General features: G+C 70.9%; 30 protein-coding genes and 2 tRNA genes. 11 read left to right on the top strand and 21 right to left on the bottom strand.

Going from position 1 to position 26,609, the window contains the following annotated elements:
- Positions 1-498: 498 nt before the first annotated feature.
- Positions 499-714, top strand: a complete 216-nt coding sequence (locus Aau02nite_RS18985; protein ID WP_212989820.1) for a hypothetical protein — start codon at positions 499-501, stop codon at positions 712-714.
- A gap of 1,336 nt (positions 715-2,050) precedes the next feature.
- On the opposite strand, the gene Aau02nite_RS18980 is transcribed toward Aau02nite_RS18985, so the two are convergent.
- From Aau02nite_RS18980 to Aau02nite_RS18950, 7 genes are all read right to left on the bottom strand, one after another.
- Complete coding sequence (locus Aau02nite_RS18980) at positions 2,051-2,848, bottom strand: carbon-nitrogen hydrolase family protein (RefSeq protein WP_212989819.1); 798 nt, start codon at positions 2,846-2,848, stop codon at positions 2,051-2,053.
- Positions 2,849-2,895: 47 nt separating this feature from the next.
- Positions 2,896-3,429: a eukaryotic translation initiation factor 2 subunit alpha gene (locus Aau02nite_RS18975; RefSeq protein WP_246595262.1), complete on the bottom strand. Its 534-nt coding sequence runs from the start codon at positions 3,427-3,429 to the stop codon at positions 2,896-2,898.
- A 110-nt stretch (positions 3,430-3,539) separates the two neighbouring features.
- On the bottom strand, positions 3,540-4,832 hold the full coding sequence (clpX, locus tag Aau02nite_RS18970; protein ID WP_125811422.1) for an ATP-dependent Clp protease ATP-binding subunit ClpX: 1,293 nt from the start codon (positions 4,830-4,832) through the stop codon (positions 3,540-3,542).
- Between the two features lie 271 nt (positions 4,833-5,103).
- A complete protein-coding gene (locus tag Aau02nite_RS18965; RefSeq protein ID WP_212989818.1) occupies positions 5,104-5,766 on the bottom strand; it encodes an ATP-dependent Clp protease proteolytic subunit in 663 nt (220 codons plus the stop codon).
- A gap of 10 nt (positions 5,767-5,776) precedes the next feature.
- Positions 5,777-6,409: an ATP-dependent Clp protease proteolytic subunit gene (locus Aau02nite_RS18960; RefSeq protein ID WP_212989817.1), complete on the bottom strand. Its 633-nt coding sequence runs from the start codon at positions 6,407-6,409 to the stop codon at positions 5,777-5,779.
- A 204-nt stretch (positions 6,410-6,613) separates the two neighbouring features.
- Positions 6,614-7,963, bottom strand: a complete 1,350-nt coding sequence (tig, locus tag Aau02nite_RS18955) for a trigger factor (RefSeq protein WP_212989816.1) — start codon at positions 7,961-7,963, stop codon at positions 6,614-6,616.
- A gap of 39 nt (positions 7,964-8,002) precedes the next feature.
- Positions 8,003-8,076, bottom strand: a tRNA-Pro gene (locus tag Aau02nite_RS18950).
- A 141-nt stretch (positions 8,077-8,217) separates the two neighbouring features.
- Here Aau02nite_RS18950 and Aau02nite_RS18945 point away from each other — a divergent pair.
- Both Aau02nite_RS18945 and Aau02nite_RS18940 read left to right on the top strand, forming a co-directional pair.
- Positions 8,218-8,288: transfer RNA gene (locus Aau02nite_RS18945), tRNA-Gly, on the top strand.
- Between the two features lie 185 nt (positions 8,289-8,473).
- Entirely contained in the window at positions 8,474-8,950 is a 477-nt protein-coding gene (locus tag Aau02nite_RS18940) for a Crp/Fnr family transcriptional regulator (RefSeq protein ID WP_212989815.1), read from the top strand.
- Here Aau02nite_RS18940 and Aau02nite_RS18935 read toward each other — a convergent pair.
- Positions 8,871-9,722, bottom strand: a complete 852-nt coding sequence (locus tag Aau02nite_RS18935; protein ID WP_212989814.1) for a hypothetical protein — start codon at positions 9,720-9,722, stop codon at positions 8,871-8,873. The genes Aau02nite_RS18940 and Aau02nite_RS18935 overlap by 80 nt on opposite strands.
- A 41-nt stretch (positions 9,723-9,763) precedes the next feature.
- Between Aau02nite_RS18935 and Aau02nite_RS18930 the strand changes: the two genes are divergently transcribed.
- Complete coding sequence (locus Aau02nite_RS18930) at positions 9,764-10,234, top strand: hypothetical protein (protein ID WP_212989813.1); 471 nt, start codon at positions 9,764-9,766, stop codon at positions 10,232-10,234.
- Between the two features lie 40 nt (positions 10,235-10,274).
- On the opposite strand, the gene Aau02nite_RS18925 is transcribed toward Aau02nite_RS18930, so the two are convergent.
- From Aau02nite_RS18925 to Aau02nite_RS18915, 3 genes are all read right to left on the bottom strand, one after another.
- Positions 10,275-10,802 (bottom strand): SRPBCC domain-containing protein, encoded by a 528-nt coding sequence (locus tag Aau02nite_RS18925; protein WP_212989812.1) that lies wholly within the window; start codon positions 10,800-10,802, stop codon positions 10,275-10,277.
- Entirely contained in the window at positions 10,799-11,122 is a 324-nt protein-coding gene (locus Aau02nite_RS18920) for an ArsR/SmtB family transcription factor (protein ID WP_212989811.1), read from the bottom strand. Before Aau02nite_RS18920 ends, Aau02nite_RS18925 begins: the two co-directional genes overlap by 4 nt.
- Positions 11,123-11,205: 83 nt before the next feature.
- Positions 11,206-11,583, bottom strand: coding sequence for a LapA family protein (locus Aau02nite_RS18915; protein WP_212989810.1), 378 nt, complete (start codon positions 11,581-11,583; stop codon positions 11,206-11,208).
- A gap of 154 nt (positions 11,584-11,737) precedes the next feature.
- Between Aau02nite_RS18915 and Aau02nite_RS18910 the strand changes: the two genes are divergently transcribed.
- Entirely contained in the window at positions 11,738-12,877 is a 1,140-nt protein-coding gene (locus Aau02nite_RS18910; protein WP_212989809.1) for a CAP domain-containing protein, read from the top strand.
- A 4-nt stretch (positions 12,878-12,881) separates the two neighbouring features.
- On the opposite strand, the gene Aau02nite_RS18905 is transcribed toward Aau02nite_RS18910, so the two are convergent.
- A complete protein-coding gene (locus Aau02nite_RS18905) occupies positions 12,882-13,778 on the bottom strand; it encodes a glycosyltransferase family 2 protein (protein WP_212989808.1) in 897 nt (298 codons plus the stop codon).
- A gap of 68 nt (positions 13,779-13,846) precedes the next feature.
- Entirely contained in the window at positions 13,847-14,455 is a 609-nt protein-coding gene (locus Aau02nite_RS18900) for a DNA-directed RNA polymerase II (protein WP_212989807.1), read from the bottom strand.
- 99 nt (positions 14,456-14,554) lie between these two features.
- Here Aau02nite_RS18900 and Aau02nite_RS18895 point away from each other — a divergent pair, with 99 nt between their 5' ends.
- Together Aau02nite_RS18895 and Aau02nite_RS47680 are read left to right on the top strand one after the other, a co-directional pair.
- A complete protein-coding gene (locus Aau02nite_RS18895) occupies positions 14,555-15,796 on the top strand; it encodes a GNAT family N-acetyltransferase (RefSeq protein WP_212989806.1) in 1,242 nt (413 codons plus the stop codon).
- Between the two features lie 473 nt (positions 15,797-16,269).
- On the top strand, positions 16,270-16,521 hold the full coding sequence (locus Aau02nite_RS47680) for a hypothetical protein (protein WP_212989836.1): 252 nt from the start codon (positions 16,270-16,272) through the stop codon (positions 16,519-16,521).
- 116 nt (positions 16,522-16,637) lie between these two features.
- On the opposite strand, the gene Aau02nite_RS18885 is transcribed toward Aau02nite_RS47680, so the two are convergent.
- The 5 genes from Aau02nite_RS18885 to Aau02nite_RS18865 all read right to left on the bottom strand — a co-directional run bounded on the left by Aau02nite_RS18885 (position 16,638) and on the right by Aau02nite_RS18865 (position 20,236).
- A complete protein-coding gene (locus Aau02nite_RS18885; RefSeq protein WP_212989805.1) occupies positions 16,638-17,111 on the bottom strand; it encodes a ribose-5-phosphate isomerase in 474 nt (157 codons plus the stop codon).
- A gap of 23 nt (positions 17,112-17,134) precedes the next feature.
- Positions 17,135-18,052 carry an alpha/beta hydrolase gene (locus Aau02nite_RS18880; RefSeq protein ID WP_212989804.1) on the bottom strand — a complete coding sequence of 306 codons (918 nt, stop codon included), beginning with the start codon at positions 18,050-18,052 and terminating at the stop codon, positions 17,135-17,137.
- The gene (locus Aau02nite_RS18875) at positions 18,052-19,242 is read right to left on the bottom strand and encodes a DUF1015 family protein (protein ID WP_212989803.1); all 1,191 of its coding nucleotides are present in this window, start codon (positions 19,240-19,242) and stop codon (positions 18,052-18,054) included. The genes Aau02nite_RS18880 and Aau02nite_RS18875 overlap by 1 nt, the downstream gene beginning before the upstream one ends.
- A 59-nt stretch (positions 19,243-19,301) precedes the next feature.
- Positions 19,302-19,544 (bottom strand): hypothetical protein, encoded by a 243-nt coding sequence (locus Aau02nite_RS18870; protein ID WP_212989802.1) that lies wholly within the window; start codon positions 19,542-19,544, stop codon positions 19,302-19,304.
- 65 nt (positions 19,545-19,609) lie between these two features.
- On the bottom strand, positions 19,610-20,236 hold the full coding sequence (locus Aau02nite_RS18865; RefSeq protein WP_212989801.1) for a DsbA family protein: 627 nt from the start codon (positions 20,234-20,236) through the stop codon (positions 19,610-19,612).
- A 127-nt stretch (positions 20,237-20,363) separates the two neighbouring features.
- Here Aau02nite_RS18865 and pepN point away from each other — a divergent pair, with 127 nt between their 5' ends.
- Positions 20,364-22,922 (top strand): aminopeptidase N, encoded by a 2,559-nt coding sequence (gene pepN / locus Aau02nite_RS18860; RefSeq protein ID WP_212989800.1) that lies wholly within the window; start codon positions 20,364-20,366, stop codon positions 22,920-22,922.
- A 122-nt stretch (positions 22,923-23,044) separates the two neighbouring features.
- Entirely contained in the window at positions 23,045-23,605 is a 561-nt protein-coding gene (locus tag Aau02nite_RS18855; protein ID WP_246595261.1) for a Uma2 family endonuclease, read from the top strand.
- On the opposite strand, the gene Aau02nite_RS18850 is transcribed toward Aau02nite_RS18855, so the two are convergent.
- The gene (locus Aau02nite_RS18850; protein ID WP_212989835.1) at positions 23,602-24,009 is read right to left on the bottom strand and encodes a DUF5130 family protein; all 408 of its coding nucleotides are present in this window, start codon (positions 24,007-24,009) and stop codon (positions 23,602-23,604) included. The two genes, Aau02nite_RS18855 and Aau02nite_RS18850, sit on opposite strands and share 4 nt — an antisense overlap.
- A gap of 70 nt (positions 24,010-24,079) precedes the next feature.
- A complete protein-coding gene (gene ctaJ / locus Aau02nite_RS18845; RefSeq protein WP_212989798.1) occupies positions 24,080-24,373 on the bottom strand; it encodes an aa3-type cytochrome oxidase subunit CtaJ in 294 nt (97 codons plus the stop codon).
- A 221-nt stretch (positions 24,374-24,594) separates the two neighbouring features.
- Here ctaJ and Aau02nite_RS18840 point away from each other — a divergent pair, with 221 nt between their 5' ends.
- Positions 24,595-25,092, top strand: a complete 498-nt coding sequence (locus Aau02nite_RS18840) for a hypothetical protein (protein WP_212989797.1) — start codon at positions 24,595-24,597, stop codon at positions 25,090-25,092.
- Between the two features lie 10 nt (positions 25,093-25,102).
- Entirely contained in the window at positions 25,103-25,966 is an 864-nt protein-coding gene (locus Aau02nite_RS18835) for a class F sortase (protein ID WP_212989796.1), read from the top strand.
- 10 nt (positions 25,967-25,976) lie between these two features.
- Here the strand turns inward: Aau02nite_RS18835 and Aau02nite_RS18830 are convergent, their stop codons facing one another.
- Positions 25,977-26,519 carry an HNH endonuclease gene (locus Aau02nite_RS18830; protein WP_212989795.1) on the bottom strand — a complete coding sequence of 181 codons (543 nt, stop codon included), beginning with the start codon at positions 26,517-26,519 and terminating at the stop codon, positions 25,977-25,979.
- Positions 26,520-26,609 lie beyond the last annotated feature (90 nt).

Here is a 26,609-nt window from a genome sequence, read left to right as displayed (position 1 = left end):
CTCAAAGAACAACCACACACCGCACCAAGTTCCTTTCGGAACCCGTTTCGGGGCAACCGCTCAAACTTACCCGGTCGGCTTCGCCAGCGCAAGACCTGAGTCTTGGAAGATCCGAAGATCTTCGTGGCACCGCCCGAATGGTTCCCGTGCTGACGCTCACCCCAGAAGGTGTGAGTGTCGTCGGGTGGCCTTGCAGACCGGCCGATGATCGCTTGACGATCCATCCGCCCGGCTCCTGCCGGCTGTTGTACTTTACCCGGTCGGTCTCGCTGGCGCAACTCCGGTTTCCCGGTCTGGCCTGCATCGCCCGGTGCTGTTGGTAAGCATAGCGCCTTCCTTCAGCTGCCTCCAAGTTACCGCCGGATCGGTCACTTTCGTGCCGTTCCGTCCGGGTTCCCCTCGGGCAGAGAGAAAGTTACGCGATGCCCCACCGGAAACGCAAATCGACGGGAGTGCCCATCCCGCCATCAGGTGCGACACCGTGCCAGAGTGGCAGTCATGTCCCCTCCCCCAGTGCTGGCCGCCGACGCGCTGTTCGGTCTGCTGATGCCACTGACCCAGGTGATCATCGGTGTTCTGGTGCTGGCCGCGGTGGTCGTGTCGGTGCACCGCCTGGTCCAGCGTGGACCCACCCGCATGGGCGGGGCGATGCTGCTCATCGGTGGTGCGCTGGTCTGCGTCGCGGTCCTGAGCTACCTGGTGCAGACCTTCTGATCCTGCCGGACGGAAGCGAAGCGCGGCGAAGCGCCAGCTAGACGACGATCGCAACCGTGCCCACCCCGGCCCCAGCGGCGCCGAGGGCGGAAGCGCAACGAGCAAGGAAGACGGGCGGGAAGAAGGGACGGGCGAGAAGGACGCCGGCCAGCGACGAACCGTCGCCGGTGACCAACCGCCAGCCGGCAACCAGCCCGCCGGCCAGTAACAAACCGCCGGCCAGGGACGGAACCCCCGTTCGAGCAATAACCGGCGAGGGACGGACCCCAGCCAAGCAACAACCCGCTGGCCAGGGACAACACACCGGCCAGGGACAAAGCCGCCGGCCAGGGACAAAGCCGCCGGCCAGAGACGAAGCTCCCGGCCGAATAACGACCCGGCCAGGGACGAAACCCCGGGCCGAGCAGCAACCCCGCCAGGGACGAAAGCGGGCCGAGCAACACCGCCGGCTAGGGACAAAGCACCGGCCAGGGACGACCCCGAGCCAAGCAACAACCCCACCGCAAGGAAGAACCCCGGCTAAGCACGGCTGGCAGAACCTACAGCGGGACACCCGCCGGTGAGCCCTGACCGTGCCCACCCACGAAGCGGCCAGCTGACCGACAACCCACGGTCGACGAACCACCCATCGCCCGGGAACAACCGGCAGCGAAGCAACAACCCGGGGGCGCATCAACCCACGGCCGAGGAAGACCCAGCGGCAAACGACGAATCGGCGAGCAAGGACGAAGCGGCGCGGCGAGCAACGAAGAAGCTGCGCGGCGCAGAGAAAGAACGGCGTGAGGCGAGCAAGGAAGAAGCGGGCCGTGGCGGGTAGGGAAGATCCGGGGTCACAGGGGCAAGGGAAGAAGCGGGTCGCAACGGGCAGGCAAGATGCGGGTCACCGCGGGCAAGGGAGAAGCGGGCCGAAACGACGGGCCGCTCCATCCGACTCTCGCAAACTTGATCTCGACTCAGGGCCGATGGATCGCGAGCACCGCAGCCCGACTGGACCGTCGACCGGCCGGTCCACTGGTCGGGACCGAGCGAAGACCCTCTAACGCCGAGAAGCCAGCGCCGAAGTGCAACACGGTCCTCCCACATGCCCCGTGAGCAGCCGCAACTAGCGCACCAGCCAGGCCGAGTGGATGCCGCGGGACCCGGGACGCAGCCTTTCGAGCTCAAGCCGCTGAATCCCGAAGCACGAGATCCCCCCATCACGACAAACCCGCAGCCCTCGCCGAGCCGATGCGGTCAGACCGGGTCAGCACGAGCGAGGCGGACCGCCACGGGCAAGAGTCGCGGTGGGGTCGGTGAGGTGCCCGGCCAGAAGCGGACGAGGCCGAAAGAAAGGCAACTACAACCGGCGATTGGCCAAGCTCGGAAGCTCGGTCCGGATCTCCGCCAACCGCCCTAGATCGAGGTCCGCCGTCACGATGCCGACCGTATCCGGGGCCTGCGCCAGCACAGTCCCCCACGGGTCGATGATCATGCTGCGGCCGAAGCACGTGCGGCCGGGATCATGGTCGCCGATCTGGCCGGCTGCCACCACGTAACACTGGTTCTCGATCGCCCGGGCGCGTAGCAGCACCTCCCAGTGGTCGCGGCCGGTGTGCATCATGAACGCCGCCGGCACGATGATCACCTTGGCTTCGCCCTCGACCGCGAGCTGCCGGTACAGCTCCGGGAAGCGCAGGTCGTAGCAGATCGAGAGCCCGGTGCGGACCCCGTCGATGTCGGTCACCACGGTCCGGTCGCCCGGCGCCACCGAGCGGGACTCCTGGTAGGACACCCGGCCGGGGATCTCCACGTCGTACAGGTGGATCTTGCGGTAGGTCGCCGCGAGCTCGCCCGTCCGGTCGAAGACCAGGGAGGTGTTGTAGGTCCGGTCCGGGTCCGGACCGGCCTCGTGGAAGGAGCCGGCGTGCACCCAGATGCCCAGCTCGCGGGCGGCGCCGGCGAAGAACGCGGCGAACTCGCCGTCGATCGGCTCGGGCTTGGGCAGGCCAGCGGACCGGCCGAGGTAGTCGACGTACTCGGGCAGGACCGCCAGGTCCGCGCCGGCCGCAGCCGCGCGGCCCAGCAGATCGCGGGCGACGGCCAGATTGGCCGCCCGATCGTCGCGAGCGTTGAGCTGGCAAACGGCGACACGCATGACTGCCAGGGTACGGCGCAGAGCCCCGTCCCGCGTACCGCGAAGGGTCAGTGGCCCACCGGCATCAGCAGCACCTCGGCGCCCACGGGGGCGTAACCGGCGGCGAGGAACGCCCGCAGGCTCGACGCGTTGCCGGGGGCGACCTGCGCCCAGACCGGCCGGCCCTCGGGCACGACGTGGCGCGCCGCTGCCGCCAGGGCCCGCCCGACTCCGCCGTTGCGGGCGCCCGGCTCGACCTCGACCGCCGCCTCCCACCGTGCGCCGAGTCCCCGGCCGAGCACCAGCACCCCCGGCCCGCACGTCCAGACCCGGACGTCGGTGCGGTAACGGCGGGCGCGCACCACCCGGGGGTGGTCGCTGTCCTCGATCAGGGAGAGCTCAACTGAGGGGCTGCCGGAGACGGGCTCGGCGAGCAGGACCGCGTCGATGTTGCCGGCCGCCAGGCGCAGGCGTTGCTCGAGCGCGCCGAGGAACGTCGGGGACAGCGGCATGGCCAGGTCGTCGCCGGTGCCGAGGAAGGAGTCGAGCCAGCGCCGGTCGATGTCGGCCGCCACGACGACGTGGCCCGGAAACGACGCCACCGCCGCCCGCTGGGGCGACGGTGGCGGTACCAGTTCAAGCCAGGGCTCGGCCGGCAGTCGTTCGTGGTGCTCGATGCCGGCCAGGATCTCCGGCAATCCGTGCGGAGCGGTCAGGCCGACTTCTCCTCGCGCTCGCGGCGGGCGCGCCGGCCCACGAACTCGCGGGGAACGATCGTCGGGATGACGTTCTCCACCACGACCTCGCGGGTGATGAGCACCCGGGCCGCGTCGGGGTTGCTCGGCACCTCGTACATGACCGTCTGGAGGACTTCCTCCATGATCGCGCGGAGGCCGCGAGCGCCGGTGCCACGCAGCATCGCCTGGTCGGCGATCGCCTCGAGGGCGCCGGTGTCGAACTCCAGCTCCACGCCGTCCAGCTCGAAGAGCCGCTGGTACTGCTTCACGTACGCGTTGCGGGGCTCGGTGAGGATCTTGATCAGGGCCTCGCGGTCCAGGTTGCGGACCGTGGTGATCACCGGAAGCCGGCCGATGAACTCGGGGATCAGCCCGAACTTCAGCATGTCCTCCGGCATCACCTTGCTGAAGATGTCGTCGGTGTTGCGCTCGGAGACCGACCGCAGGTGCGCACCGAAGCCGACACCGCCCTGACCGACCCGCGACTCGATGATCCGGTCCAGGCCGGCGAACGCGCCACCCACGATGAACAGCACGTTGGTGGTGTCGATCTGGATGAACTCCTGGTGCGGGTGCTTACGGCCGCCCTGCGGCGGGACGTTCGCGACCGTACCCTCGAGGATCTTCAGCAGGGCCTGCTGCACACCCTCGCCGGAGACGTCCCGGGTGATCGACGGGTTCTCGCTCTTGCGGGCGATCTTGTCGACCTCGTCGATGTAGATGATGCCCTGCTCGGCGCGCTTGACGTCGTAGTCGGCGGCCTGGATGAGCTTGAGCAGGATGTTCTCGACATCCTCGCCCACATAGCCCGCCTCGGTCAGCGCCGTGGCGTCCGCGATGGCGAACGGCACGTTGAGCATCCGGGCCAGCGTCTGCGCCAGGTGGGTCTTACCGCAGCCGGTGGGGCCGATGAGCATGATGTTGGACTTGGCCACCTCGACGTCGCTGCCACCCCCGGGCGCGCCGGCCGACTCGGCCTGAATCCTCTTGTAGTGGTTGTAGACAGCTACCGAGAGGGCCTTCTTGGCCTGCTCCTGCCCCACCACGTAGGTGTCGAGGAACTGGCAGATCTCCATCGGCTTGGGAAGCTCTTCCCACTTCACCTCGCCGGTTTCGGCCAGCTCTTCCTCAATGATCTCGTTGCAGAGGTCGATGCACTCGTCGCAGATGTAGACACCAGGGCCCGCGATGAGCTTCTTGACCTGCTTCTGGGACTTCCCACAGAAGGAGCACTTCAGTAGGTCGCCACCGTCGCCGATCCGTGCCACCTACGTTCTCCCTGCGCTCATCGGCCGGCTGCTGCCGGCCCCTGGCCTGAGGATGAATTTCCTCGTTGCCGAACCACGTCCTACAGAGTTCATCGTCTGCCGGCCCGCGTTACTGAGGTTGCTGGCTTGACGTTACCCGCTATGGGGCCGTTCTCCGACCCCCCAAAACGGGCGTGTCAGGGGTCAGTCAGTCTAGCGTGAGCCGACCGACCCCCGACACCGCGTGCTCGAGGCACCGATTGCGCCGTGCCTCACCTGCCCAGGGGCAGGATCAGCTGCCGGCCCCGACGCCCTGCAGGCTCTTCTTACGGGTGGCCAGGACCGTGTCGACCAGGCCGTACTCCTTGGCCTCGGCCGCGGTCATGATCTTGTCGCGGTCGACGTCCTTGCGGACCTGCTCGGGGGTGCGACCGGAGTGGCGGGAGATCATCTCCTCCATCTGGCTGCGCATCCGGAGGATCTCGCGGGCCTGGATCTCGATGTCCGATCCCTGGCCGTAGCCGCCCTCGGTGGCGGGCTGGTGGATGATGATCCGCGAGTGCGGGAGCGCCATCCGCTTGCCGGGGGTGCCGCCGGCCAGCAGCACCGCGGCCGCGCTGGCCGCCTGGCCCAGGCAGACCGTGCTGATGTCCGGGCGGACGTACTGCATGGTGTCGTAGATCGCCGTCATGGCGGTGAACGAGCCACCGGGCGAGTTGATGTACATCAGGATGTCGCGGTCCGGGTCGGCGCTCTCCAGCGTCAGTAGCTGGGCCATCACGTCGTTGGCCGACGCGTCGTCCACCTGCACGCCGAGGAAGATGATCCGGTCCTCGAACATCTTGTTGTACGGGTTCGACTCCTTCACGCCGTACGACGTGCGCTCGACGAACGAGGGCAGGACGTAGCGGTTGTGCACCGGAGCGAACCCGGGAGACATCGTCAGGTCAGTCATTCTCAGCTCCTCAGTTCAGCGTTCCGGCGCCCTCGGGAACCTGAGTGGCCCCGGTGATCACCTTGTCGATGAAGCCGTAGTTCTTCGCTTCCTCGGCCGTGAACCAGCGGTCCCGGTCGGAGTCGGCCTCGATCTGCGCCTGGTCCTGGCCGGTGTGGAAAGACACCCGCTCCTGGAACATGCGCTTGGTGTAGAGCATCTGCTCGGCCTGGATGGCGATGTCGGCGGCGGTACCGCCCATGCCGCCCGACGGCTGGTGCATCATGATCCGCGCGTGCGGCAGGGCGTAGCGCTTGCCCTTGGTGCCGGCGCAGAGCAGCAACTGCCCCATCGACGCGGCCATGCCCATGGCCACGGTGGAGACGTCGTTGTCGATGAACTGCATCGTGTCGTAGATCGCCATGCCGGAGTACACCGAACCGCCCGGCGAGTTGATCCAGAGGTTGATGTCGCGATCCGGGTCCTCCGCGGAGAGCAGGAGCAACTGCGCGCAGATGCGATTGGCAACCTGGTCGGTCACTTCGCTGCCGAGGAAGATGATCCGCTCCCGCAGCAGGCGGTTGTAGACCGAGTCGTCGAGGTTGCCACTGATGGAGTCACCACCACGCAGGGTGGGGCTCGCAGGGATGTGCAGATCGGTCATGGCAGCCCTTCACAGCTGACTGTGTCGGCCGAGGGATCCGGCCGGCAGGTTGTCCGTCGTACGACCAACCTAACCGGTCGCATGCGCATCAGCTTCCCGCTCGGGCAGGTGTTCGCTGACAGCGCATCAGCTCCGCCGTACCCGGAAACAGAGCGGCCGCCGCGCGCCGGAAGCGACGCGCGGCGGCCGATCCATGGCACTCGCTCAGTGGTTGTGCCCGGCGTGCTCGTCCTCGGAGGCCTCGCGGAGGTCGTCGAGGGAGAGCGTGTTACCGGCGGAGTCAGTCATGGTGACCCGCTCCATGACGCTGGCCAGGGCCTTGCCGCGGCGCACGTCGCCGAAGACGGCCGCGGCCGCACCCGACTGGACCAGCTGGTCGTAGTACTGCTGCGGCTGCATCTGGGCGCGCTGGGCGCGGTGCACGATCTCGTGCCCGAACTCGTCGTCGGAGACCTGGATGTCCTCGGCGTCCGCGATGGTGTCGAGCAGCAGCTGGATCCGCACGCCCTCGGTGGCCGCCTCGGTCAGCTCGGTGTCGATCTGCTCCTCGGTCTTCTCCTCGGAGGTCAGGTAGTCCTCCAGGGAGGCGCCGATGCGCTCGAGCTGGTCGGTCATGGCCTGCTTGCGGCCCTCGACCTCGTCCTTGACGATGCCCTCGGGAGCCGGGATGTCGGCCGCCTCGACGAGCTGCTTGAGCGCCTCGTCGCGGGCGGCGTAGATCTGCTCGACCTTCTTGACCTTACCGAGCCGCTCACGCAGGTCGTTCTTGAGCTCGTCGAGGGTGTCGAACTCGCTCGCCAGCTGGGCGAACTCGTCGTCGATCTCCGGCAGCTGCTTGTCCTTGACCGACTTGACGGTCACGGCCACCTCGGCGTCGCGGCCGGCGAAGTCGCCGCCCACGAGCTGGGTGGTGAACGTCGCGTCGGCCCCGGCGACCAGGCCGACCAGGACCTCGTCGAGACCCGGGAGCAGCTGCTTGCTGCCGACCTCGTGCGAGATGTTGGTCGCGGAGCCGCCGGGCACCTCCTCGCCGTCGACCGTCGCGCGCAGGTCGAGCTGGACGTAGTCGCCCTCCTCGGCCGGGCGGTCCACGGTCTTGAGGGTGGCGAAACGCTCCCGCAGGCCGCTGATCTGCTCGTCGATCTCGTTGTCGCCGATCTCGACGGCCGGCACCGTGACCGAGATGCCGGACAGGTCGGGGATCGTGATCTCCGGGCGGACATCGACCTCGGCGGTGAACTTCAGCGGCTCGTTGTCGGCGAACTCGGTGATCTCCACCTCGGGCCGGCCCAGCGTCTTGACGTCGTGCTCGCGCACCGCGGCGAGGATCTGCTGCGGGATGGCCTCCTGCACGGCCTCGTTGAGGACCGTGCCCCGGCCGACGCGCTGGTCGATGACCGCGGCGGGGATCTTGCCCCGGCGGAAGCCGGGGATCTGGACCTGAGAACCGATTTCGCGGTACGCCTTCAGCAGGCTGGGCTTCAGCTCGTCGAACGGCACCTCGATGGCGAGCCGCACCCGAGTCGGACTCAGAGTCTCGACGGTGCTCTTCACAGGCGTACTCCTTGATGGATCTCTTCGATGTTGGTGAAGTCGGGGTGGCGGGATTTGAACCCACGGCCCCTCGCTCCCAAAGCGAGTGCGCTACCAAGCTGCGCCACACCCCGTGGCGACGGCAAGTGTATGCGGTCCGCCGCGTGTCGTGTGCCGCGGCGTCACCCGGGTGCGCCACGCGGGGGATATCGGGTTCGCATGCCGCGACGGCATTCAGTAGTGTGGGGCACGCGCGGCACCCGGTGCGGCGCGATGCGGGCGTAGCTCAATGGTAGAGCCTCAGTCTTCCAAACTGATTACGCGAGTTCGATTCTCGTCGCCCGCTCAGAGCACGAAGGCCCAGGTCAGAGGCGGTTTCCTCGACCTGGGCCTGCTTCTTTCCGGGCCGTCGCCGGGCTCGGCTCGCCGGCACCACCGGGCCGTTGGTCCCGGCGTGACCTGACAGGCGGCCCTGATGGGTTCGCCCCGCTCGCGATCTGCTGGAGCAGTCACCGCGTGCCGGGAGGGCTCATGTTCACCACGATCGAGATGCTTGCCGACCAGCCGTTCCTGGCCGGGCTCACCGAGCATCAGCTCGGCCTGCTCGCCCCGCTGACCAGCCGGTCGATGTTCCACGCCGGCAACCGGATCTTCGGCCAGGGCACGCCCGCCGAGCAGTTCTGGCTGATCACCGACGGGCGGGTGTACCTCGACGCCGAGGTGCCGGGTTACGACAACTTCGTGCTGGAGACCCTCAAGCCCGGTGCCGTGCTCGGGTGGTCGTGGCTCTTCCCGCCGTACCGGTGGCATTTCGGCGCCGTCGCGACCAGCACCACCCACACGCTGACCTTCAACGGCCCGCTTGTCCGGGCTCTGTGCCAGCGCGACCCGGCGCTGGGCTTCGAGCTGAGCAGCCGCTTTCTGCAGGTCATGGGTGAGCGTCTGCAGTCGGCCCGGAGCCGGCTGCAGGACTGTCAGCGGGCGGCCGGTCACCGCGGCGACGTGTGACGGCGAGCAGATTCAGGATCAGCGCGTACGCCGCAGCGCTCGCCAGCAGGGCGAGGGTGGCGGAGCGGCCCCAGTCCCCCACCGGTACGGGCGGGAACTCCCACGCGTCGGCCGACAGGCCCGCCAGGGCGATCGCCGTGCCCGCCGCCACGAACGGGACGGCCCACAGCAGCCACGGCCAGGCGTCGTACTCGTCGTCCTGGACCAGCCCGGTCAGCGTGGTGACGGTCCAGAACAGCAGGAACAGGGGCACCAGCAGCCGCTTGCGCTTGCGGAGGCGCGCACTGCGCCGGACCAGGATGCCGAGGCCGACTCCGGCCGCGGCGTACAGCGGGTAGGCGGCCAGCTCGCCCAGCAGGACCCGCGTCAGGATCGGGTCGTCGAACGCCGGCACCGCGGCGGGCCGGCTGCTCTCCAGAACCCACGCGAAGGGGAAAGCCAGGGCGACCGTCACTACGGCCAGCACCGCACCCAGTGGCACCGCGATCGTCAGGGCCACCGCGTGCCGGTGCCGCCGGCTCAGCGCGACGCCCGCGACCAGAGCCAGCAGCTGACCGCAGAGCACGCCGGAGGTGTACCGGAAGATGCGCCGGGTCTGCACCCACTCCTGCTGCTGCCCGTCGCCCTGCGGGTCGAAGTTGATCCAGTACTCGTAGTGGCCGTTGTTGAACGGCATCGCCGCCCACCCGAGCAGAGCGGCCACCAGCACCGACCACACGGCGGGGTGGCTCATCACGCGACGCAGGGTGGCGGCATCGGGGACTGTCGGCATTCCTGGAGACTGGCAGCGGCAGTCAAACCGAGGAGTGGGTGTTGGGGTACACGCTTGAAGCTCTCATCGGCGACCCCGAGGTGTTGCGCCCGGTCGTGCAGCGGTGGCCGGTTGCCGCGCTCGTGACGCTGGACGCCGGTCTGTCGCTGATTCCCCTGACCGACGAGCTGTTCGACGCGGCCGGCGGTGGATCCGCGAGCAAGCCGCTCGGTTTCTGGAAGTTGCCGGCACAGTTCGACCGTGGCCTTGCGGGCTGGTCGGCCGCCGGACCTGTCGCCTACGTCGAAGCCGAGTTCTTCGGCGGCGTGGGGACCCAGCGGGCGGCCCTGTGGACGGGTGGCCGGCTGGCGCTGGGGCCGCTGTTCGCCGACGAGGACGAACCCTTCGATCCCGCGGGCAGCCCCATCTCGCAGGTGCTGGCCCGTCTGGGGGTCGGCCGCGAGGGCCACCACGACGAGTTCGACGCGGTCGGGCTGGGGCGGCACCGGGATACCGAGGGCTGGCTCAGCTGACGATGCCGGCCCGGCGGTGCGGACCGGCATCGTCGGCTCGCTAGCGGCCGCTCAGCGACGTACCTGTCTCCAGGACCGACTTGAGGTCGCTGAGCACCCAGGCCCAGCCACCGCCACCCGCCTCGTCGAGCGGGGAACCCGCGACCATCGTCGCCGTGGCCGGCGCGCCGGCCATCTCGTGGGTGATGGTCAGGCGGCAGACGCCGGGCTGGGACTTCATCTCCTCGATGAGGTACGTCAGCGTCGTGTACGGCTCCGCGGCGGTCGTCGGGTCCATCAGCATCCGCCAGGTCTGCACCAGCAGCCGGGGCGGGTCGCTCTCCACGACCTCGCCGTCGACGATGCGGTCCGGGATCGGGAAGCCGTTCTGCTCGCCGAACTCGCGCATCTCGTCGGTGGCGTCGGAGTGGTACTCGCCGCCGGGCTTGAGGTCGAAGTGGGCCGGGGCGGCGTAGCCGTACTTGACGGTCCACTCCGGGTCGGTGATCGCGGTCCAGATCTTCTCCGGCGTGGTCTTGATCCACACGCGGTAGACCTGGGTCGGCGGGGCGGTCGTCTCGGTGGTCATGTCTCGTCCTCCAGCGCGTTCTTGAGATCGACGAGCGCCGTCACGTGACGCTCGGTGTACTTGTCGATCCAGCGGTCGTGGATCAGCCGGATCGGCACGGGATTGAGGAAGTGCAACTTCTCCCGGCCTGAGCGGCGGACCACGACCAGGCCCGCCTCCTCGAGCACCTTGAGGTGCTTGGCCACGCCGAAGCGGGTCATCTCCACCTCGGACTCGAGCTCGGTGAGCGTGCGTCCCTCGCGGGTGAAGAGCAGGTCGAGCAGGAAGCGACGGGTCGGGTCGGCCAGTGCCTTGAACACCCGGTCGTCGTCGTCCGTCATGACACCAAGTTATGTGACCATTAGGTCACATGTCAAGCCGCAAAAAACTCCGCCCGGGCTCTGCCGGACGGAGTCGTGGGTGGTCAGCGGCGGCGGACCAGCCGGCGGAGCTGGATGATCCGGACCGAGGCCACGGCCATCGCGACGAACGCGCCGCATACCCCGGCGATCAGCATCGCCAGGGCCAGCGGGATCTGGCCGTCGAACCAGAGGAAGCTCAGCCGCACGTTGCCGGTGTTCTGGGCGACGAAGATGATCAGCAGGATCAGGCCGACGGCGCCGGCCCACACCCCGAACCAGACCGCACTGGTACGCGTCCGCGGCACCCGCGACGGCTCCCGGCGCGGCGGCGCCTCACCTGCGCCTTCGAGACCCGCGAGTGTCCCGGCCAGCTCCGGCGGGAGCGGCGGTGGCGCGTCCTCGGCGGGGGTGAGCGGACGGTTCTCGGATGGGAAGACCATAACTCTCAGTCTTGCCCATCGGTGCGCTCCGTCAACCCTGTTCACCGGTCTTGCCAGATTTAAGCCGAAGCTAATAGACCTGTGTCGAAAAAGGACGTTACCGTCGGCGCCGGACCGCCCACCCCCACTCCACCCCCCAACGATTCGGATCACCATGCGCAGACCCGTCCTCATCGTCGGCGGCATGGCCGTCGTCACCGTCGTCGCCGGAATCGCCGTCGCGGCCAGTGCCAGCGCCGGCACCACGACGTACGAGGCCGAAGCCTCCGTCAACACCTTCGCCGGCGGGGCCCACACCGTCGACTGCCGGCGCTGCTCCGGCGGCAGCCGGGTCACCGGCATCGGTGGCCAGGGCATCCTCACCATCACCGGAGTCATGGCCGAGAGGGACGGACCGGCCCGGCTCGCGGTGACGTACACCGGTGCGCGCAGCCGGACCGCGCAGATCAGCGTGAACGGCGCCGTACCCACCGCAATCGTCTTCCCCGGCACCCGGAGCACGTCACGGCCGGCCACTCTGCGGCTCACCGCGACGCTGCGCGCCGGCCAGAACGACCTGGCCTTCGCCAACTCGGTCGGCACCGCGCCGGACATCGACAAGGTGGTCATCACGACCGACGGCACGCCGCCGACCTCGGCCCCGACGGCCACGGCCTCCGCCGTGCCCGGCGCCACCGCCACGGTCACCCCGGGCGAGACCGCGCCACCCACCCTGCCGACGTCGCCGCCGGCCTCCGGGACGCCGGCCCCGAGCAGCCCGGCCCCCACCGGTACGGCCCCCGGCGGCACCACCCCGGCCACTCCTTCGACCCCGAAGCCGACGGCCACCACCACCACGCCGGCCAGCCCGTCCGCACCCGCGCCGACCACCGCGGCGCCCAAGCCGACCACCGCGCCGACCGGCAACGCGGCACTGGAGGCCGAGGTCGTGCGGATCGTCAACACCGAACGGGCCGAGGCCGGCTGCGCGGCGCTGACCGTCGACGACCGGCTCACCGCCGCGGCCCGCGGGCACTCGGCGGACATGGCGGCGCGCGGCTACTTCAGCCACACCACGCCGGAGGGCGTCGCGTTCTCCACCCGCATCACCAACGCCGGTTACCGCTGGTCCGGCGCGGCCGAGAACATCGCCAAGGGCCAGCGCACCCCGGCCGACGTGATGACCGGCTGGATGAACAGCGCCGGGCACAAGGCGAACATCCTCAACTGCGGGCTCAAGAACATCGGAGTCGGCGTGGCGGCCGACACCAACGGCTCGCTCGTCTGGACCCAGAACTTCGCCAGCCCGCTGTGAGCACTCAGCCCACGTAGCGCCGGGCGGCCGACCGGCGCTGGGCGGCGTCGAGCGGCGCGAGCCGGGCCTCGACCGCCGCCGGACGCGGACGCCGCTGCGTGACCAGCCACGGCAGGCCACGCGCGGCGTCCCAGGCGGCGAGCGCCGAGGTGCGGTCGCGCGGCACCGTCCGGGCCAGGAACATCGTCCGGCGCAGCGCCGCCGGCAACGGACGCCGCAGCCAGGTGAACCACAGGGTGTTGCGGATCCCGACCCGGCGGCGCAGCCGGGCGTCCCGCAGCTTCGACGCCCGGTGATGCACGACCAGGTCCTCGCGGTAACAGAGCTCCCAGCCGCCGCTGAGCAGATCGGTGGCGAGCAGCTCCTCCTCACCGCCGAGCCACAACCGGCGGCTGAACCCGCCGTGGGCCAGGAACGCGTCCCGGCGGACCACCGACGCGCCCGCCAGGAAGCTGCCGATCGCCGGGCCGGGCAGCCAGTCCGGGCCCGGCACCGGGGACTCGCGCAGTTCGGTGACGATCGGATCGTCGACGCCGCTGGGCTCCACGACGATTCGGGCACAGAGCACAGCGATCTTCGGGTACGCGTCCAGCACGTCCGCAGCCCGGGTCAATGAGCCCGGCTCCCACCACGTGTCGTCGTCACAGAACGCCACGTACGGCGTGTCGAGCTCGCGTACCCCGATGTTGCGGCCCACGGCGCCGAGGTTCTCGCTCAGGGCGATCACGCGTACCGAAGGGAAGCGCGAGCGCACCGCCTCGGCCGTGCCGTCGGTCGAACCGTTGTCGACCAGCACGACCGGCGGGCGCTCCGGCAGCTCCACCAGGCGGCTCAGGGCCGCCAGCGCCTCCTCGCGCCGCTGCCACGTGATGACCACGACGCCTGTTCGTTCATCGACCATGGTCGCGCAGGTACCCACGCAGAGGTCATTAAGGCGTCATCCTCGCCACACCCCGCGCCCGGAACGGGTCAGCGGAAGAGATCGACGGTCCAGTTGAAGGCCGTCATGACCCATTCCGTCTGGCGCAGGTGAGCCAGGCCGACGCCGGTCAGGAAGATGCCCGCGACGATGTGCGAACCGCGGGCGGTGCGGCGCACCCGGCCGAACTGCCGTTCCAGCACCAGCCGGCCGACCAGCCGGGACAGGGCGAACAGACCCGCCGCGACCAGCAGCGACACGAAGAAGACGACCACCGGCGTGGTGAGGTCACCGTCGGACGAGATCGCCCAGATGCCCCAGCAGACGAACGCGAACAACAGGCCCGCGAAGCTCCACTCGCCGCCGCGGCGCAGCTGCCCGATGTGCCAGCCGAGCGGACGGCGCTCCGGCGCCGCCTCGTCGTCCGGCCAGCCCGTGCCGGTCGGCTCGTGCTCCGCCGCGAACTGCCGGGTGCGGGGGTGCGGATTGACCGCCGCGCGGCCGCTGGAGAACGGCGAGGGCGGCGGGGCGGGCGCGGCCGGCTGGGCCGGTGGCCCGGCGGCCGGACGCGGCGGCACCTGGGCCGTGGGTGGATCGGCCCAGGGATCCTGCGGTGGCATGTCGAGCGTCCGCTCGGACCACTGCGGTTGCTCAGGCATCGTTCCCCTTCCCCGGTACGGCCGGTTGCCGCCCTGCTTCGAGAGTAACGAGCCCACAAATAGGTCGCCGTCGCGCGCGCCGTCCGTTACACAATCAGCATGGACGACTCCGGGATCACCATCAGGACGGGCGACGCCGACGACTGGCCGGCCGCCGCCGACCTGCTGAGCTCCGCCTTCCACGACCAGATCACGCCGGAGAGCCGTGACGTCGAGGGATCGGTGGTCGAGCCCGAGCGGACGCTGGTCGCCGAGGACGGCGGCACCATCGTCGGGCACGCGGGGGCGTACACCCGGGAACTGACCGTGCCCGGCGCGATCCTGCCGGCCGCGCACGTCACGCTGGTCGGCGTCGCGCCGACCCACAAACGCCGCGGGTTGCTCACCCGGATGATGCACCGCCAGCTGCGGGAGATCGCGGCCGCGGGCCGCGAGCCGGTCGCGGTCCTCTGGGCCAGCGAGACCAAGATCTATCCGCGCTTCGGCTACGGCCCGGCGGCGCCGCGCCTGCAGATGGAGATCATGATGCGGGAGGTACGGCCGCCGGCGGGGCTCGCACCCGGCTCGGCGGACCGGCTGCGCCTGATCGCACCGAAGGACGCGATCGCCGAGCTGTCGAAGGTCTACGAGCAGATCCGCCCGGAGCGCACCGGCTGGTCCAGCCGCGACGACCGCTGGTGGCGGTACGTGCTGGCCGACATCGAGAGCCAGCGCGAGGGCGCGACCAGCCTGCGCGGTGTGGTCTACGACACTCCGCACGGCCCGACGGGCTACGCGCTGTGGCGCACCAAGGGCCGCTGGGACCGGCACGGGCCGAACAGCGACGTGCAGGTCCGCGAGGTGGTGGCCGACGACCCGGCCGCGTACGCCGCCCTGTGGCACTTCCTGCTCACCATCGACCTGGCCCGCTCGGTGACGGTGGGTTTCGCGGCTCTCGACGAGCCGCTGCAGTACCTGGTGGACGAACCCCGCCGGCTCGGCAGCACCCTGGCCGACGGCCTCTGGATCCGCATCGTCGACCTGCCGAAGGCTCTGGCGGCGCGCTCGTACGCGGCCCCGGTCGACGTCGTGCTGGACGTCACCGATCCCCTGCTGGAGCAGAACACCGGGCGCTGGCGGCTCACCGCGGGCCCGGACGGCCGCGGCACCTGTACGCCGACCACCGAGCCGGCCGACCTGGCCTGCACGGTGCTGGAGCTCGGCTCGGCTTATCTGGGAGCCACGTCGCTCGCGGCGCTGGGGGCCGCCGGCACGGTCCGCGAGCTGACCCCGGGCAGCCTGCGGCGGGCCTCGGTCGCCTTCGGCTGGCATCGGATGCCGAACCCCACCGAGGTGTTCTGAATGGGCCGGGCGACGGTAGGTTCGGCGTCATGGGCGAAGAACCCGAACGTCGACGCCGTCGCTTGCGTGCCTCCTCGTCGGCCGCGGCCCCGCCCGCCGCGCCGGCCGACGCGACCGCCGGGACGCCGGAACCGCCCGTGACCGATGGGGTGGCCGGGCGCTCTGCGCCTCAGCCGGGTGCCGGTCGGCCCGGAAGCCCTCGGCCTGGGGCGGCCCGGCCCGGGAGCCCTCGGCCTGACGTGGGTCAGCCCGGGGGCGGTCAGCCTGGGGTGGCCCGGCTTGGGACCGCTCAGTCCGGGGCCGATCGGCCCGGGGTGGCCCAGCCTGGGGCCGCTCAGGCCGGGGCCGGGGCCGCTCAGGCCGGGGCCGTGCCGCCGGTTGCCGAGACGGCTGCGGTGGCCGATCTTGAGCCGGTGCCGGTGGACCTGGCCGAGGCTGCTCCCCGGCCCGGTGCCCGGCCCGCCCGGACGGGCATGCCGCCCGGGCGTCCCGCGCGGCCCGTCGCCCGGCCGACGTCCGGTGCGGGCGCCGTCGGGGACGACCAGTCCGAGCGGGGGCTGCGTGGCCTGGTCGGCTCCGGCTCGTCGCAGGTCAGCGTCGGTGCGGCGTTGCGGGCCCGGGACGCTGCCCGGCCCACTGCCGAGCAGCTGGCCGCGGCTGAGGCTGAGCTGGTCATCGTGCGCCGCAACTGGATGCCGCGCGAGGACCTGCCCCGGAACCGTTAGCCCGCGCGCAACCGTTTGGCTCGCGCGCAACCGCTTGCCTGGCACACCCTTTCGTCAGCGCAACCGTCTGACTCGCGACCGTCCGGCTCGCGAACCGCTGAGGTTGCGCGGGACCGTCAGCTTGCCGGGAGCGGCGGGAGTTCGCGGGTGCGCTCGTACTCGGCGAGCTGGGCGATGCGGCGGGCGTGCCGCTCGTTGCCCGAGAACGGGGTGGTCAGGAACGCTTCGGCCATTGCCGTGGCTTCGTCGAGGGTGTGCTCGCGGCCGCCGATGCTCAGCACGTTCGAGTCGTTGTGCTGGCGGGCGAGCTGGGCGATCTCGACCTTCCAGGCCAGCGCCGAGCGGACGCCGGCGATCTTGTTCGCCGCGATCTGCTCGCCGTTGCCGGAGCCGCCGATGACGATGCCCAGGCTGCCCTCGTCGGCGACCACCTTGGCCCCGGTGGCCAGGCAGAAGGCCGGGTAGTCGTCCTCGGGGTCGTAGACGTGCGGTCCGACGTCGACGACGTCGTAGCCCTGCTTGCCGAGGTGGTTGACCAGGTGCATCTTCAGCTCGTAGCCGGCGTGATCGGAACCCAGGTAGACGCGCATGACCGCAGTCTGTCAAACCGCGATCAGAACGTCAGCGCGGCCCGCAGGCTCACAGCGATCTGATCGGCCGCCGCCCGCGCCGCGTCGAAGACGGCGAGCTTGCGGACGAAGCCGTGGTTGACGCCCGCGTACCGGACGTGGACCACCGGCACCCCGGCGCTGAGCAGGGCGTCCGCGTAGTCGGCGCCCTCGTCGCGGAGGACGTCGTACTCCGCGGTGAGCAGCAGGGTCGGCGGCATGCCGGCCAGGTCGGCCACCGCGAGCGGCGCCACGTCCGGGCTGAACCGCTGCGCCGGCTCGGGCACGAAGGACTCCCAGGCCAGCCGCATCGACGCCCGGTCCAGGCCGTGGCCGCCGACCTCGTCGTAGGACTCCGAGGCGGTCATCGGGTCGATCGCCGGGTAGATCAGCACCTGGTAGTCCAGCGGGGTCGCGGCGTCGCGCTGACGCCGGGCGGCGACCGTGGCGAGCTGGCCACCGGCGCTGTCCCCGCCGATCGCCAGCCGGGACGGGTCGACGCCGAGACCCGCTCCTTCCTTGCGGACCCAGCCCAGCACCGTCTCCACGTCCTGCAGAGCCGCCGGGAAGACGTGCTCGGGGGCGAGCCGGTAGCCGACCGACAGGACCGCGCAGCCGGAGCGGTCCGCGATGCGCCGGCAGAGCCGGTCCACCGTCTCCACGCTGCCGTAGCACCAGCCGCCGCCGTGCACGTAGACGAAGACGGGCGCGTTGGTGCGGGCCGCGTACAGCCGGCAGGGCACGCCGTCGGCGTCCACGTCGACCACGACGGGCAGCGGGATGGCCGGGCCGCACTCGGCCTCGTTGGACTCCTCCATCGCCCGGCGGGCGAAGAGCAGCTGCTCGTACGGGTCAGCCGCGAGCACCTCGGCACTGGGCCGCCGGCGGATCGCCAGTGACGCCTCCACCTGGGGGTGCAGCATCAGTCGAGCTGGGCCAGTACGAGGCCGCCGCGGGCCTTGGGGGTGAACCAGGTGCTCTTGCGGGGCAGCTTCTGGCGGGCCAGGTTGACCGCCACGAAGTCCTCCACCGTGACCGGGGCGATCAGCACGGCCAGCTCGGCCCGGCCCGCGTCGACCTCCCCGCGCAGCCACTCGGCCGGGTAGTCGCCGCCGATGTACGAGACGCGCTTGTCGCCCGGGTCGAGCCCGAGCACGTCACCGAGCAGGATCCGCTCCACCAGGGCGTGGTCGAGGTTCTCCACCGGGGACGAGCCCGGCGCCGGGGGCAGCACGACCGAGTACGAGCGGCCGGCCGCGTACAGCTCGATGGTGCCCTTGGTGGGCACCGCCGCGGGGCGCGGCAGCTCCTCGACCCGGGCCCCGGCCGCGGTCAGGCGGGCGACGAAGTCGGCGTCCGGCAGCTCGGCGATCAGGCGGTTGTAGGGCTGGATCGCGACGGACGCCGGGGTGGTCACGACGGCCAGGAAGCGCGGCAGCCCACCGGTCTGCGCGGCCAGGCTGCGGTGGTTGCCGTCCGCGACGACGAGCTCGCCGCCGCCGGCCAGCGCGGTCAGCCGGTCCTGCAGCGGACCCGCGGGAATCACCCAGATGGCGTGCGTGCGGCCGCTCTGGTCGGTGTCGGTGGCGGCCGGCGCACCGGCCGCGTCGCTCGCCGCGGCCAGCGCGGCGTGCAGTTCCTCGCCCTGGCCGGTCTGCAGCAGCAGCACCGGGGAGAGCAGGGTCTGCAGGGCGTCGGCCAGGGCGACGCGCTCGCGCACCTTGGCGATGAACACGTCCTCGTTGCGGATGACCAGGCCGGGCTCGTCGGCGCTGGTGGAGATCTGGTCGGTGTCGACCAGCGCCCACAGGCCGTACGCGGTGGGCTCGCCGGCCGCGGTGATCCGGTACAGGACCACCACCTGCTCGGCGGGCGTGTAGCTGCCCTCGGCCTTGTCCCGCGCGAGCCGCTGGGCGGCGTCGCCGAGGCAGTCGAGGAACGGCTTGCCCAGGGACTCGGGCGCCCGGTGGGGCATCTCGATGGCGAGCGCGCTGTGCGGGTTCGCGGCGATGATCCCGGTGATCTCGGCATCGTCGGCGAACTCGTCGTAGTTCTGCGCGCCGGTGCCGCCAGTGGTGATCCAGGCCCGGCTGATCGGGTGCACGACCGTCATGCCGCGAACCTACCGACCGGCTGTGACACCCGCGCGGACACCCCGGTGTGTTCCCACGCTCACTTCGAGCGGCGGGCCCGGCCGTACGCGGGCACGGACGGCATGTTGCCGCGCATCTTCGCCTGCTTCGCCTTGCGGACCGCCGCGACGGGCGGTCCCGCCTCGGCCACCGGGAAGGCGGTGACGGTGACGGGCGGCGCCACCATCGCGGCGACATCCGCCGGCAGATTGGGGCAGAAGCTGTCCCACACGCCACGATGCACAGCGATCGTGGAAGTGGCAACGCTGTCGGACTCGGCCATCAGAGCCTCCGGTCAGATGTGGTTCTCACTACATCCAACGACTGGCCGGAGGCTCAGGTGGCGATTCAGTCGAAGATGGGGTCCTGGTCGCGGCTGCGCTTGAGCTCGTAGAAGCCCGGGGTGCCCGCGACGAGCAGGACGCCGTCCCAGAGTTTGCCCGCGGCCTCGCCCTTCGGGGCCGGCGTGACCACCGGGCCGAAGAAGGCGACCTTCTCCCCCTCGACCGGGCCCGGCGCGTGGATCACCGGGGTGCCCACGTCCGTGCCGACCGGCTTCATACCGGCGTTGTGGCTGGCCGTCAGCGCGTCGTCCCAGGCGTCGCTGCCGGCCGCGTCGGCCAGTGCCGGGTCGAGACCCACCTCGGTCAGCGCCTCGGTGTAGAGCTTCTTGTCCAGCTCGTACTTCTGCAGGTGGATACGGGTGCCGAGGGCCGTGTACAGGTCGCGGAGGACCTGCGGGCCGCCGGCTTCGGCGGCGGCGATGCAGACCCGGACCGGGCCCCATCCCTTGGTCATGAGCTCCTGGTACTGCTCGGGCAGGTCACGGCCCGCGTTGAGCACCGAGAGACTCATCACGTTGAACGTGATGTCGACCGGCCGGACCTGTTCCACCTCGAGCAACCAGCGCGAGGTCATCCAGGCCCAGGGACAGATCGGGTCGAACCACATGTCGACCGCGGAGCGTTCAGTCATACCTGCGATCCTGCCCCTTTCCACCCGCACCCGGCGGTGACATGCGCCACCAGCCGAGCGCATAGGGTGACGTGGAAAGCTCTAGGTCGGGGCGACGAAGCCTGGACCAGCATGGAGGAGAGTGAACGTGGCCGGAGTTCGTAACCTGACCCAGGTCGAGGCCGCCGAGCGGGCCCGCCTGCTCGAGGTGACCGGGTACGACATCGCCTTGGATCTGACCGACGGCCACGGCGGGCCCGGTGCCGGCACGTTCCGGTCGACCACCGAGGTCACGTTCCGCTGCGCCGAGCCCGGCGCGCAGACGTTCATCGAGGTGGCGGCGGCGAGCATCCGCTCGGCGGTGCTGAACGGCACACCGGTCGAGCTGTCCGGCTGGTCGGCGGAGCGGGGCCTGACCCTGACCGGCCTGGCCGCGGACAACACCCTGGTCGTCGACGCCGATTTCGCGTACTCGGCGAGCGGGCAGGGCCTGCAGCGCAGCGAGGACCCGGTCGACCAGGAGATCTACCTGTACAGCCAGTTCGAGACGGCGGACGCCCAGCGCGTCTACGCCGCCTTCGACCAGCCCGACCTCAAGAGCGTCTTCACCTGGCACGCCACCGTCCCCGGACACTGGAAAGTCGTGTCCAACATGCCGGTGGAGTCCACGGCCGAGGCTGCCGGCGGCGCCAAGACGGTGCATTTCAGCACGTCGCCGCGGATGAGCACGTACATCACCGCGCTGTGCGCCGGGCCGTACCACGAGGTCCGGGACAGTCACGACGGCATCGAGCTGGGCATCTTCTGCCGGGCCTCGATGGCGCAGTACCTCGACCCGGACGACCTGTTCCTGATCACCAAGCAGGGTTTCGACTTCTTCCACGAGCAGTTCGGCGTGCGGTACCCGCTGCCCAAGTACGACCAGCTCTGGGTGCCCGACTTCAACGCCGGCGCGATGGAGAACTTCGGCTGCGTGACGCACGCCGAGGCGCACTACATCTTCCGCTCGCAGGTCACCGACTACGAGTACGAGCAGCGCGCCAACACGATCCTGCACGAGCTGGCCCACATGTGGTTCGGTGACCTGGTCACCATGCGCTGGTGGAACGACCTGTGGCTGAACGAGTCGTTCGCCGAGTGGGCCAGCCACTGGTGCAACACCTCGGCCACCCGCTTCACCGACGCGTGGTCGACGTTCCTGTCGGTCCGCAAGGCCTGGGGTTACCGCCAGGACCAGCTCTCCTCGACCCACCCCGTCTACTGCGAGATGCCGGACCTGGAGGCCGTCGAGGTCAACTTCGACGGCATCACGTACGCCAAGGGCGCGAGCGTCATCAAGCAGCTCGTCGCGTACGTCGGGCTGGACTCGTTCCTGGCCGGGCTGCGGGCGTACTTCCAGCGGCACGCGTGGGGCAACGCCACCTTCGACGACCTGCTCACCGAGCTGGAGACCGCGTCGGGCCGAGAGCTGCGCAAGTTCGCCGCCCAGTGGCTGGAGACGGCCCAGGTCAACACGCTGCGCCCGGTGCTGACGATCGGGGCCGACGGCGCGTACGAGAAGGTCGTGGTCAAGCAGGAGGCGCCCGCCGCCTATCCCACGCTGCGCACCCACCGCATCGGCGTCGGCCTCTACGACGTCCGGGACGACCGGCTGGTCCGCCGCGATCTGCTCGAGATCGACGTGACCGGCGAGGAGACCGAGATCCCCGCGCTGGCCGGGGTGCCGGCGGCGGACGTGCTGCTGCTCAACGACGACGACCTGACGTACGCGAAGCTGCGCCTGGACGAGCGCTCGATGGCCACGGTGGTGCGGCACATCGACGGCTTCGAATCGTCGCTGCCGCGGGCGCTGTGCTGGGCCGCGGCCTGGGACATGCTGCGCGACGCCGAGCTGGCCGCCCGGGACTACCTGGCGCTGGTCGGCACCGGCCTGCCCGAGGAACGCGACATCAACCTGACCACCGCGACCCTGCGGCAGGCGGCCACGACGCTGACCATGTACGCCGACCCGGCGTGGGCCCCGACCGGCTGGGCGCTGCTCACCGACACGGCCCGCGCGGCGCTGGCGGCGGCCGAGCCGGGCAGCGGCTTCCAGCTGGCCTGGGCCCGCGCCTTCATCAACGCCGGCCGCGGCGACGACGACCTCGCGGTGCTCCGCGGCTGGCTGAACGGCACCGGCGTGCCGGACGGGCTGACCATCGACACCGAGCTGCGCTGGTCGCTGCTGGAGGCGCTGGCCGCCCGGGGCGCGGCGACCGAGGCGGAGATCGCCGAGGAGCTCGCGTCGGACCGCACGGCCAGCGGCGAGCGGGAGGCGGCACTGGCCCGCGCACTGCTGCCGACGCCGGAGACCAAGGCCCGGGTGTGGGCCCAGCTGACCGGCGAGGACAAGCTGCCGAACTGGCTCAGCCGGTCGCTGCTGCAGGGTTTCCAGACCTCGTCGCAGGTGGAGCTGACCGCGCCGTACGCGCCGAAGTTCTTCGAGGTGGTCGACGACGTGTGGGCGCGTTCGGACAGTGAGCCCGCGCAGGAGTTCGCGATGCTGGCCTACCCGGCATACCAGGTCAGCGAGGAGACGGTCGCGCTGACCGACACCTGGCTGGCCGGGGACGGGCACTCCCCCTCGCTGCGCCGGCTGGTGGCCGAGGGCCGTGACGGTGTGCTGCGGGCGCTCAAGGCCCGCGCGAAGGACGCCGCCGCCGGTTGATGAGTTCGCGCGGGTCGTGCGGAAGTGAATCCGCACGACCCGCGAAACTTCCGGCGCCAGAAATCCGTCGGAAACAACCGAGCGTTAGTACGCTGGCACTCCACGGTGATGGAGGTGGTCCGGTGGCGATCGGTACGAACTCACTGCCGAGATGGACCGCCCCGGACGGCCGCTGGACGGAACCGGATCTGCACCTGTTCCCGCAGGACGGCCACCGCTACGAGATCGTCGACGGCAGCCTGCACGTCACTCCGCCGCTGGACGGGCCGCACGAGGCCGTCGTCCGTGCCCTGCTGACCATCTTGCGCGGGGCGGCCCCGAACGGCTGGTGGATCTGCGCCCGGCTGGGCATCGACGCCGGCGCCAGCAATCTGATCCCGGACGTGACCGTGCTCAAGCCGCACTCGTCCGGCGCGATCTGGGCCGACCCGGCCGACGTGGCCTGCGTGATCGAGGTCGAGACCGACACCAGCCGCCGCTACGACCGGCTGCTCAAACCCAGCCTCTACGCCGACGCGGGCATCGCCGCCTTCTGGCGAGTCGAGCCGGACCCGGCGCCGGTGCTGCACACCTACGCCCTGGGACCCGACGGCTACCTGCCGCAGAAGACAGTCCGGGGCGACGACCTGGTGCAGGTCGACGCCCCGTTCCCGGTCCGGGTCTCCCCGTCCGCTTGGCTCTAGTGCCGGCCGGCGTGCGACGCCAGCTGGTCCAGCCCGGCGAGCACGCCCCCGGCGAGGTCACCGCCGGCGAACGACGCCGCCATGGACAGCGCCGCGAGCTTGGCGTCGCGGTCGGAGATGCGCTTGCGCGCGTCGCTGCCGGTGACGATCTCCAGGATCCGCTGGTTCGGTGAGATGGCGAGCAGGACGGCCTTGGCCGCGCCGTCGAGCTGACGGTGCAGCTGCTCGGCGTACTCGCGGGTCGGCTCCTCGAGGTCACCGATGAAGACGCTGAAGGTCAGGCCGGTCTGCTGGTCGGCGACCCGCAGGGCCTCGTCGAGGCGCAGCAGCTGCCGGGTGGTGAAGGGCCCGTCGAGCGCGTCGACGCCCGCGTCGGACGTCGACAGCTCGGGCTCCTCGCTCAGCGTGGGGCCGCCGGGCTCGTCCAGTGCGGTCAGCGGCTGATCGGCCGGGCCGCTGACGATGGCCTGGTGCTCACCAACGGTCACTTGCGCCTCCTGTCGTGCCGGGCCGGACCTGCATGCCCCTGGCGTCCTCGAGGACACCGGGCGGCAGCTCCGGAGCGGACGAGGTCTTGCCACCGAACGCCGGGCTCACCTGCGCCGGCGACGCGAGGAACCAGATCGGCTTGAAGTCGTACGGCCGGCCGGGACGGTAGCGGCGTGCGGGCCGGTCCCGGCTGGAACCGGCGGCGACGAGCGCCGCGACGACCACGATGACACCCAACGGGATGATCGCGTAGATGAGAAGCGTGCTGAATATCGACAACCTCAACGCCCCCAGGCGTCATAAGGAACCGGGCCAATTCACTGTGTTCCCAGTGATCCGAACGTCAATCACGGTAGCGGAGAGCGGGTCGTCGCGGAGCGTCGGGTGTCAACACTCATAAGCGGGATCTCCGCACCCACGCGAAAACGGCCCGGAGGTGCGAAAATCACCCTCATGAGCCGTCCGTGAGGTTCCTGCCCGGACGGCAGGAGGGGGAGGTCATGCGCACACCCGTCCGTGCCGCGCCGGCCGCGCTGGCAATCCTGGCCCTGGCTCTGCCGGCCGTGCTGATCGACGACACTCCGGCCCGCGCGGCCGCCGTCTTCGTGGAGACCAATCCCAGCACGGTGCGGGCCGGCGACGAGGTCGGCATCCGGGCGAGCTGTGACGACAACCTCAGGGCGGCGACGGTCACGTCCGATCCGACCGGCGCGGTCATCGTCTCGCCCCGGTACGGCTTCCTCACGGCCACCGCCCGGGTCCCGGCCACCACGGACGCCGGGGACTACGACATCACCCTGGAATGCCCCGACGGCAAGACCGCGAAGAGCACCATGCACGTCGTGCTGCGGGTGGAACCGGCCCGGGGACCGGCGACCGGCGGTGGCGGCACCGCCGGTGGCCAGTCGGCGCCGTACCTGATCGGTGGTGGGCTCGCGGCGCTGGCCGCGGGGGTCGCGCTGAGCGTGGTGGCCGCCCGTCGCCGCCGCTTCGGCTGAGGCGCGGCGGATGACCCGCCCGGCGATCTCCGGGTCGACACCTCCGGGGCCCCGGATGCCCGAGTCGGTGCTGCGCCGCCGCCCGGCCGAGATCGTGGTCCGGCCCCAGCCCCGGTCCGCTCCGGCGGGGGTACCGGCCCGCAGGCCGTCACCCCGCCCCGCCGTCGCTGCCCGGCCCATCCCCCGGCCCGGGCCCGCCGCCCGGCCCTGGGCCCGGCCGGCGCCGCCCGCCCGGCGGCCCGTCGCGCCGCCCGCCCGCCGGCCGGTGCCGCTCGGTTTGATGGCCGCGATCCTGGTGTTCGTCGGTCTCTTCACGGTCGGCGCGGGCCTGGGTGCGGCAACCGGCTTCGACCTGGGTGAGCTGTTCCGGGGCCCGGACAAGCCGCCGCCCCGGGCGTTCCCGGTCCTGGACCCGAGCCCGCCGAGGCGCCTGACGATCCCCTCGATCAAGGTCGAGGCGCCGATCCTGCACGTGGGGCGGGCCAAGGACGGCTCGGTGGACGTGCCGCCGCTGAACCGGCACGACGAGGCGGGCTGGTTCGACCAGGGACCGACCCCGGGACAGTTCGGCCCGGCGCTGATCGTGGGCCACGCGGACACCCGGTCGGGCCCGTCGGTCTTCGCCGGCCTGGGCAAGCTGAAGGCCGGGCAGAAGATCGAGGTGCTCCGGGAGGACGACTCGGTGGCGATCTTCCAGATCAACTCGGTGGAGCACTTCCACAAGGAGAAGCTGCCGGTCAAGCGCGTCTACGGCGACTACAGCAGGCCATCGCTGCGCCTGATGACCTGCGGTGGCAGGTGGCTGGGCGGCGAGCAGGGCTACAGCGACAACGTGGTGGTCTTCGCCAGTCTGGTCAGCGCGAAGGACACGTGAGCGGCGACCGCTACGCGGCCTCGGCCTCCAGCGGCTTGGGCAGGTCGAGCCAGTCCGCCCAGCGGGGGTCCGGGGTGCGGTGGCCCAGCACCCGCCAGGCCACACCGCGGGGGGCCGCCGGCGGCGAGTGCAGACGCCAGCCCAGCTCGGCCGGGGTCTTGTCGCCCTTGCTGTGATTGCACTTGGCGCAGGCCGCCACGACGTTCTCCCAGGCGTGCAGGCCACCGCGGCTGCGGGGGAACACGTGGTCGATCGTCTCGGCCGAGCCGCGGCAGTAGGCGCAGCGGCCGCCGTCCCGGGCGAAGATCGCCCGTCGGGAGAGTCCGACGTGGGTGCGGTACGGAACCTTCACGTACCGCGTCAGCCGGACCACTGAAGGCACCGGGAGAGTGTGGTGTGCACTGTGCAGGATGCCGTCGCCGTCGGAGACGCACTCGGCCTTCGACGTCAACACCAGGATGGTCGCCCGACGCACCGATACGACGCACAGCGGCTCGTAGGTAGCGTTCAAAACCAACGCGGAGGAGCCCACTGTGGGTCGTATGTCAGGCATCGCGATCACCCTTCGGTGTAGGTGCTAGCAACCGCTCCCGTGTGCTGATCGTCATGACGCGAGCGCCGGATGCTCCGGTGCTCGTGGCCC

This window comes from Actinoplanes auranticolor, assembly GCF_018332655.1.
GTDB lineage: Bacteria > Actinomycetota > Actinomycetes > Mycobacteriales > Micromonosporaceae > Actinoplanes > Actinoplanes auranticolor.
Note: the sequence above shows the minus strand (reverse complement) of the source record. Positions and strands in the feature narration are given on the sequence as shown.

Excerpts from the sequence above, each read along its gene's own strand:
- Aau02nite_RS18830 (WP_212989795.1), bottom strand. The coding sequence starts at position 26,519 with ATGCCTGACATACGACCCACAGTGGGCTCCTCCGCGTTGGTTTTGAAC.
- Aau02nite_RS18865 (WP_212989801.1), bottom strand. The coding sequence starts at position 20,236 with ATGACTGAACGCTCCGCGGTCGACATGTGGTTCGACCCGATCTGTCCC.
- Aau02nite_RS18910 (WP_212989809.1), top strand. The coding sequence starts at position 11,738 with ATGCGCAGACCCGTCCTCATCGTCGGCGGCATGGCCGTCGTCACCGTC.
- Aau02nite_RS18965 (WP_212989818.1), bottom strand. The coding sequence starts at position 5,766 with ATGACTGACCTGACGATGTCTCCCGGGTTCGCTCCGGTGCACAACCGC.
- Aau02nite_RS18985 (WP_212989820.1), top strand. The coding sequence starts at position 499 with ATGTCCCCTCCCCCAGTGCTGGCCGCCGACGCGCTGTTCGGTCTGCTG.
- Aau02nite_RS18835 (WP_212989796.1), top strand. The coding sequence starts at position 25,103 with ATGACCCGCCCGGCGATCTCCGGGTCGACACCTCCGGGGCCCCGGATG.
- Aau02nite_RS18870 (WP_212989802.1), bottom strand. The coding sequence starts at position 19,544 with ATGGCCGAGTCCGACAGCGTTGCCACTTCCACGATCGCTGTGCATCGT.
- Aau02nite_RS18875 (WP_212989803.1), bottom strand. The coding sequence starts at position 19,242 with ATGACGGTCGTGCACCCGATCAGCCGGGCCTGGATCACCACTGGCGGC.
- Aau02nite_RS47680 (WP_212989836.1), top strand. The coding sequence starts at position 16,270 with ATGCCGCCCGGGCGTCCCGCGCGGCCCGTCGCCCGGCCGACGTCCGGT.
- Aau02nite_RS18980 (WP_212989819.1), bottom strand. The coding sequence starts at position 2,848 with ATGCGTGTCGCCGTTTGCCAGCTCAACGCTCGCGACGATCGGGCGGCC.
- Aau02nite_RS18960 (WP_212989817.1), bottom strand. The coding sequence starts at position 6,409 with ATGACCGATCTGCACATCCCTGCGAGCCCCACCCTGCGTGGTGGTGAC.
- Aau02nite_RS18880 (WP_212989804.1), bottom strand. The coding sequence starts at position 18,052 with ATGCTGCACCCCCAGGTGGAGGCGTCACTGGCGATCCGCCGGCGGCCC.
- Aau02nite_RS18905 (WP_212989808.1), bottom strand. The coding sequence starts at position 13,778 with ATGGTCGATGAACGAACAGGCGTCGTGGTCATCACGTGGCAGCGGCGC.
- Aau02nite_RS18885 (WP_212989805.1), bottom strand. The coding sequence starts at position 17,111 with ATGCGCGTCTACCTGGGTTCCGATCACGCCGGCTACGAGCTGAAGATG.
- Aau02nite_RS18940 (WP_212989815.1), top strand. The coding sequence starts at position 8,474 with ATGTTCACCACGATCGAGATGCTTGCCGACCAGCCGTTCCTGGCCGGG.
- Aau02nite_RS18915 (WP_212989810.1), bottom strand. The coding sequence starts at position 11,583 with ATGGTCTTCCCATCCGAGAACCGTCCGCTCACCCCCGCCGAGGACGCG.
- Aau02nite_RS18935 (WP_212989814.1), bottom strand. The coding sequence starts at position 9,722 with ATGCCGACAGTCCCCGATGCCGCCACCCTGCGTCGCGTGATGAGCCAC.
- Aau02nite_RS18840 (WP_212989797.1), top strand. The coding sequence starts at position 24,595 with ATGCGCACACCCGTCCGTGCCGCGCCGGCCGCGCTGGCAATCCTGGCC.
- Aau02nite_RS18895 (WP_212989806.1), top strand. The coding sequence starts at position 14,555 with ATGGACGACTCCGGGATCACCATCAGGACGGGCGACGCCGACGACTGG.
- Aau02nite_RS18925 (WP_212989812.1), bottom strand. The coding sequence starts at position 10,802 with ATGACCACCGAGACGACCGCCCCGCCGACCCAGGTCTACCGCGTGTGG.
- Aau02nite_RS18900 (WP_212989807.1), bottom strand. The coding sequence starts at position 14,455 with ATGCCTGAGCAACCGCAGTGGTCCGAGCGGACGCTCGACATGCCACCG.
- Aau02nite_RS18920 (WP_212989811.1), bottom strand. The coding sequence starts at position 11,122 with ATGACGGACGACGACGACCGGGTGTTCAAGGCACTGGCCGACCCGACC.